The sequence below is a fragment of the Mycobacterium sp. E3251 genome, from assembly GCF_001666835.1.
In the GTDB taxonomy this organism is placed as follows: domain Bacteria; phylum Actinomycetota; class Actinomycetes; order Mycobacteriales; family Mycobacteriaceae; genus Mycobacterium.
The window spans coordinates 1-560 of the sequence record NZ_LZJF01000130.1; the positions used below are offsets into that span (position 1 = coordinate 1).

Consider the following 560-nt stretch of genomic DNA (forward strand, 5'->3'; position numbering starts at 1 on the left):
GTGTTTGATTTTGGGGCGCTTCCGCCGGAGGTTAATTCGGCGCGGATTTATGCCGGTCCGGGGTCGGGGTCGTTGATGACCGCGGCGTCGGCGTGGAATGCGATTGCTGCGGAGTTGCAGTCGGCGGCGTTGAGTTATCAGAACGTGGTGACTCAGCTTGCCAGTGAGGAGTGGGCGGGTACGGCCTCGGCGGCGATGGCGGCCGCGGCGACTCCGTATGCGGAGTGGCTGGCCAGCACGGCGACTCAGGCCGAGCAGGCCGCGGTGCAGGCCAGCGCGGCGGCGGCGGCCTATGAGGCGGCGTTTTCCGCGGTGGTGCCCCCGCCGGTGATCGCGGCCAACCGGGCCTTGGTGCAGCAGTTGCAGGCCACCAATGTGATCGGGCAGAACACCGGGGCGATCGCGCAGTTGGAGGCCCAGTACGGCGAGTTTTGGGCCCAGGATGCCGGCGCGATGGCCAACTACTCGGCGCAGTCCACCGCGGCGACCAAGGGCATCACGCAGTTTCAGGCCGCGCCCAAGGTCACCAACGACGCGGGCACGACCACCCAGGCCAGCAC

At 68.6% G+C, this 560-nt stretch carries 1 protein-coding gene; it reads left to right on the plus strand.

Annotated elements, in window-relative coordinates:
* A partial coding sequence (locus tag A5697_RS16130; protein WP_304442487.1) for a PPE family protein occupies positions 1-560 on the plus strand: 560 nt, incomplete at both ends.